This window comes from Neobacillus drentensis (genome assembly GCF_036962765.1).
GTDB classification, from domain to species: Bacteria; Bacillota; Bacilli; order Bacillales; family Cytobacillaceae; genus Neobacillus; species Neobacillus drentensis_C.
Genome location: NZ_JBALOS010000353.1, coordinates 1 through 5,695, shown reverse-complemented (window position 1 = coordinate 5,695; position 5,695 = coordinate 1). Strand labels below are relative to the sequence as shown.

The following is a 5,695-nucleotide window of genomic DNA, read 5'->3' as shown; positions in this document are numbered from 1 at the left end:
AAAAATAAGCCATGATAAGCAGGAACTTATCATGGCTTATTTTTGTGTTATATTTGTAGCAAATAGCATTAATGCAGAAAGAAAAATCATGGCTAAGACCAACAACCAAGCTAAATTCATATTTCCAGATTCCATTGCGATGTAAATGGCAGTGGGGGCAGTTTGTGTTTTTCCAGGGATGTTACCAGCAAACATGAAAGTGGCACCAAATTCACCTAGTGCTCTAGTAAAACTAAGAATTAGACCAGTTATAATGGATCTTGAAGATAATGGCAGAGTAACAAGGAAAAATACACTCCATTCGTTAGCACCATCCACTCTTGCAGCTTCTTCAATTCCGTTATCAACAGATTGGAAACCAATTTTGACCGTTTGATACATTAAAGGAAAAGCAACAATGCTTGAGGCAATTACTGCTGCCATAGGTGTAAACATAATCGTACTTGAAAACAGGTGATTAATGAATAAACCAACAGGACTATTGCCTCCAAAAATAAATATAAGTAAAAATCCGATAACGGTTGGAGGCAATACGATCGGAAGTAAAAGAAAGATTTCAATAAGCATTTTACCCTTAAACTGTCCTTTTGATAGCAATCTTGCAAATAATATCCCTGCAACAAAGACTAAGATAACAGATATGGAGGCTACTTTAAGCGACAATAAAATCGGAGACCAAAATTCACTTTGCATAACAAGGATCAATCCTATACTTCAAAACCATCTCTGGCCGTACGGCTATGTATATATTCATAAACTAGGGAAACCTCTTTCTAAAACATCTATTTCATAATCATTATAGCAAAAAGAATTAATCAGAAAAGATTAAAACAAAAAAAGACTAAAGTGTATCCTTTAGTCTTTGAGGAATCTATTCATTATTGAAGTCTGCTTTCAACTTGTTGACATACTTCGTCAGCTGACAGTCCGTTTGCGTCAATAACAGAACCCTTTGTAAAGGTATCCTGCATACCCATTACGTTGGAATCTAGTCCTGTAACAACACAACAATCACAATTCTGGGCGTCCGACTCTTGCTTTAATTCAATGACATCATGCCCCTTTTCACGTAATGCTTGTTGAACTTGTGCAAGAGATTGCTCTACACCAATTTTTGCCATACAAAACACCTCCTCCTCTTGATTATTTTGCCTAACTTAATCTGAATTATTCGGAATAAGTACCGATAATCCTCCAAAAGCTAATAGGGGAGGTGTACAAAATGGGAAAACGTAAAAAAGATCCATCGACAATTGGGCTGACTTCCCCGCAAGTGGAAGGACAGGGAACAACGACAACCGAAACAGGTTCAAGAACGGAACCATCATCAAGAAGAAAACAGAAGAGAAGTTAAGGAAAATGGGCACCACGTCTTCTGTAACGTGGTGCCCATTCAGTCCTATTAACTATTTATACATTTCAGCCACTTGCTTTTGTATTTCATCATTTTCAAGGTATTCATCATAGCTCATTTGCTTATCCACTAAACCATTTGGAGTTAATTCAAAAATTCGATTGGCAATCGTTTGAATAAACTGATGGTCATGGGAAGCGAAAAGCAATGAACCTTTAAAGTTGATTAATCCGTTATTAAGGGCGGTGATTGATTCTAAGTCTAAATGGTTTGTCGGTTCATCTAAAAGGAGAACATTCGCGCCATTTAACATCATTTTCGAAAGCATACAGCGGACTTTTTCGCCCCCTGAAAGGACACTTGCTTTTTTAAGAACTTCCTCACCCGAGAAAAGCATTCTCCCTAAAAATCCACGTAAGAAGCTTTCGCTGTCATCTTTAGGTGAGAACTGACGAAGCCAATCAACTAGATTTAAGTCGCTGTTCTCAAAGTACTCGGAGTTATCCTTAGGGAAATAAGCTTGTGAAGTGGTAATTCCCCATTTATAGGTACCGCTGTCTGCTTCCATTTCACCCATAAGAATTTTAAACAACACAGTCTTTGCAGCCTCGTGTGTTCCGACAAGGGCAATTTTATCACCTTTATTGACGATAAAGTTAATGTTATCAAGGACTTTTACACCGTCAATAGTTTTTGTTAATCCTTCGACTCGTAACAAATCATTCCCAATTTCACGATCTGGTGTAAACCCAACAAATGGATAGCGACGAGAAGAAGGTCTGATATCATCAAGAGTAATTTTATCTAGTAACTTCTTCCGAGATGTTGCCTGCTTTGATTTCGAAGCATTGGCACTAAAGCGTGCAATAAAGGCTTGTAATTCCTTGATCTTTTCTTCCTTCTTTTTGTTAGCGTCCGAAGTTAATCTTGTAGCTAACTGGCTTGATTCATACCAAAAATCGTAGTTACCCACATAGATTTGAATTTTACCGAAGTCAAGATCGGCAATATGTGTACAAACTTTATTTAAAAAATGACGATCATGGGAAACAACAATAACCGTATTTTCAAAGTTTATTAAGAAATCTTCTAGCCATTGAATGGCTTTGATGTCTAAGTGGTTAGTTGGCTCATCCAGTAGTAAAACGTCTGGTCTGCCGAATAAAGCCTGTGCAAGCAGCACTTTCACTTTTTCGGAGCCAGTCAGTTCCGCCATTGTTTTATAATGAAGGTCTTCGCCTATACCAAGGCCTTTTAATAGAATGGCAGCTTCTGGTTCTGCTTCCCAGCCGTTTAATTCAGCGAATTCGCCTTCAAGTTCAGCAGCCTTCATGCCATCTTCATCTGTAAAGTTTTCCTTCATATAGATTGCGTCTTTTTCTTGCATGACTTCATAAAGACGCGTATGACCCATAATAACAGTCTTTAATACTTCATACTCTTCATATTCAAAATGGTTTTGTTTTAATACAGCCATCCGTTCGTTAGGTCCAAGTTGAACAGTTCCAGATTGTGCTTCAATTTCACCAGATAGAATTTTTAAAAAGGTTGATTTTCCGGCACCATTTGCACCGATTAGTCCGTAGCAGTTCCCAGGTGTAAATTTAATGTTTACATCTTCAAATAATTTTCGGTCTCCATATCTTAAACCTACGTTACTTACAGTAATCATATTTAAAACATCCTCCAACACAAAATATCTACTGATTATACCATTAAAACAGAAGAAGAGCGAATTGTTTTCGTCAAGAAAAAGTTTATAAGAAAAATTTTCTAAAAAAATTTATCCTAATTCACACTTTATTCATATTTTTGTTGTAGAATTGGGTAATAAGCAAGTAAAAGAAGGTGTGAGATGGATGACAAAAAATCAACTAACTGAACTTGTTAACAAGTTAAAAAAGGCTGGTATAAAAGCGAGTTTAACCAAACCAAAATCCAATTACCTCATGTCACTGCAAAAAATAAAAAATTACCCTTCTTCTGTGAACTAATACACAGGCAGGGTACAGAACCCGGAAATAAAAAGCGATTAATCCATATGGACTAATCGCATTTTTTTGTTTAAGTTCTTTTTGCATTACTTTATTTTATCCATAACTTTGTCATAAACTTCTTGTTTGTCAAAGTCTTCTCCCATCGGAAACTTGGCCATAAATTTATTGTTACCATCAATCAAATAGGTAAAGGTGGAATGAATGAATTGTCCGTTGCCAGGATCTTTATACTGAAATTGCATCGAATCCGTAACTTTTTTAATCTCTGCACGGTCTCTTTTAATGTTTTGTTTATCTCCTGTTAAGAATAACCAGTCCTTATTATTTTCAATTTGAAAGCCTTCCATGTAACTGGTCAAGATCTCCGGCGTGTCTCGATAAGGATCGATGGTAATCGTCAGAAATTCAATATCCTTCCCAAAAACACCAGCCTTCTCAAAATCATTTTTCAAGTCAATCATCTTTTGGGTCGTGGTTGGACAAATATCAGGACAATGCGTGTAGATAAATTCAACAAGTTTTAGTTTGGTTTTATCTTTTCCGAAATTATAGGAATCACCATTTTGATTAATCAAGGTAACTTCTGCAGGTATTTTAGCATTTGCATCTCGTATGAGAAAGAAAGAAATTCCTGCTGCTATTCCAATGAACACAGCAAGACCACAAATTAAATAAATCTTTTTCATATGTAATCCCCCCTACATTTAAGATAAAGAAGTTACCCCAAAAAAGATATGGATAATTTGTGAACAAAACTTCGTGCATTTAAAATGCAGTTCCTTTATACTGTAATATTATTGATTGTATTTTTGGAATATTTAAATTTTAGTGAGATAGGAGGTATTGGGGTGAAAAAAGTGCTGATGTTTTCTTTTCAAATTGCGATATTAATAGTCATTTATCAAATCGGTAGTCAGATAACAGTTTTTTTTCATTTGCAGGTGCCAGGAAATGTAATTGGTATTCTTCTACTGTTAATTTTACTTTGGACACGTGTCATCAAAGTGGAGCAAATAGACTTGGCAGCTACATGGTTATTAAAACATTTAAGCTTTTTTTTCATACCGATAGCAGTTGGCTTAATGACATTAGGCCCTATCTTTTTAAATAAGGGAATCCTAATCTTATTTGTTCTTGTCATCAGTGCATTTATTGGTCTCTTATCAGCTGGGAAGGCAACACAAACTGTAATTATGAAAAAAGAAAAGGTAAAAGTGAATTATCATGATCACAGTGTATAGTATTTTTTTAACCCTAGCTGTCTATATTTTTACACGAAAATTTGGCCATAGATACTCCTCGCCATTTACCAGTCCTGTGTTTTTTAGTACGTTTATTATTATTATCCTGTTAGTAGGATCACATATTTCTTATCATGATTATATACCTGCAAAAAAGATTATGACTTATCTGCTCGGACCAGCAACTGTTGCCCTAGCAGTCCCAATCTATAAGAATCGAAACTTATTTGCAAAGTATTTAGTTGCTGCTTGTGTAGGATTATTAATTGGAACATTTACAACCATTCTATCCGCCATTGTTATTGCTAAATGCTTTTATCTCTCGAAAATGCTCCTTTTGCCATTAACGATTAAGTCAGTAACCGTTCCAGTTGCGACAGAAATCGGGAAAATAATAAAGGCTAATGTATCACTTATTGCAGCTTTTGTAATCATTACTGGAATGATTGGCGCTATGTTTGGGCCCAAGCTATTGAATCTTTTTAAAATTGATCACCCATTTGCACGTGGTTTATCGATTGGAACAATAGCGCATGGTATTGGGACAGCAGAGGCCGTCAAGGAGGGGGAAATACAGGGAGCCGTTGCTGGTGCTGCTATGGGAATCGCCGCATTATTAATATCGTTCATCATTCCTTATATCATTCCATTCTTAATATAATAGAACTAATCAAGCATTATATGCATACCTTACAATAAAAGGCACAAAGTAAATTGACAAGTGTTTCCATTTGTTATATTCTTTAAAAGAATTAAATTTTTCTTAAAAAACTACGTTTTTTAAAGGAGTATGTTTTATGTTAGGTGTCGTTCTTAACTAATCCAATCAATTGGATATGTTCATTCCTAAATCCTTTTTTCAAATTTTTATTGATAGAAGGCTTATTTAAGCATATATGGGAATGGAGTTAAGAACAATGGGCATCATAAGCATACATCTTTACCAATGTTGCTGTGTACATCCGTGTAGACAGTTTTTATTTTGGGTAAATATTTTGTATGAAGATGATTGAAAAACTTTTTTCAATTAGCCGCAATGACATTGTTCATTGCGGCTATTTTTATTTTTGGCTATGTTAAAGCTTATTGTTGATTTTGACACC

At 35.4% G+C, this 5,695-nt stretch carries 7 protein-coding genes; 3 read left to right on the top strand and 4 right to left on the bottom strand.

From position 1 onward, the window contains the following. Window positions 1-36 precede the first annotated feature (36 nt). Both modB and V7137_RS29210 read right to left on the bottom strand, forming a co-directional pair. Entirely contained in the window at window positions 37-693 is a 657-nt protein-coding gene (gene modB, locus V7137_RS29215; protein WP_335701309.1) for a molybdate ABC transporter permease subunit, read from the bottom strand. A 185-nt stretch (window positions 694-878) separates the two neighbouring features. Continuing rightward, window positions 879-1,121 carry a YkuS family protein gene (locus tag V7137_RS29210; protein WP_026563751.1) on the bottom strand — a complete coding sequence of 81 codons (243 nt, stop codon included), beginning with the start codon at window positions 1,119-1,121 and terminating at the stop codon, window positions 879-881. A 101-nt stretch (window positions 1,122-1,222) separates the two neighbouring features. Between V7137_RS29210 and V7137_RS29205 the strand changes: the two genes are divergently transcribed. Then, entirely contained in the window at window positions 1,223-1,354 is a 132-nt protein-coding gene (locus V7137_RS29205; protein ID WP_081825337.1) for a YuzL family protein, read from the top strand. A 52-nt stretch (window positions 1,355-1,406) separates the two neighbouring features. Here V7137_RS29205 and V7137_RS29200 read toward each other — a convergent pair whose 3' ends face one another. After that, window positions 1,407-3,026, bottom strand: coding sequence for an ABC-F family ATP-binding cassette domain-containing protein (locus V7137_RS29200; protein ID WP_335701308.1), 1,620 nt, complete (start codon window positions 3,024-3,026; stop codon window positions 1,407-1,409). 408 nt (window positions 3,027-3,434) lie between these two features. Continuing rightward, window positions 3,435-4,037 (bottom strand): SCO family protein, encoded by a 603-nt coding sequence (locus tag V7137_RS29195; RefSeq protein ID WP_335701307.1) that lies wholly within the window; start codon window positions 4,035-4,037, stop codon window positions 3,435-3,437. Window positions 4,038-4,199: 162 nt separating this feature from the next. Between V7137_RS29195 and V7137_RS29190 the strand changes: the two genes are divergently transcribed. Together V7137_RS29190 and V7137_RS29185 are read left to right on the top strand one after the other, a co-directional pair. After that, entirely contained in the window at window positions 4,200-4,592 is a 393-nt protein-coding gene (locus V7137_RS29190) for a CidA/LrgA family protein (protein WP_335701306.1), read from the top strand. Further along, entirely contained in the window at window positions 4,576-5,253 is a 678-nt protein-coding gene (locus V7137_RS29185; protein WP_335701305.1) for an LrgB family protein, read from the top strand. The genes V7137_RS29190 and V7137_RS29185 overlap by 17 nt, the downstream gene beginning before the upstream one ends. Window positions 5,254-5,695: the final 442 nt, after the last annotated feature.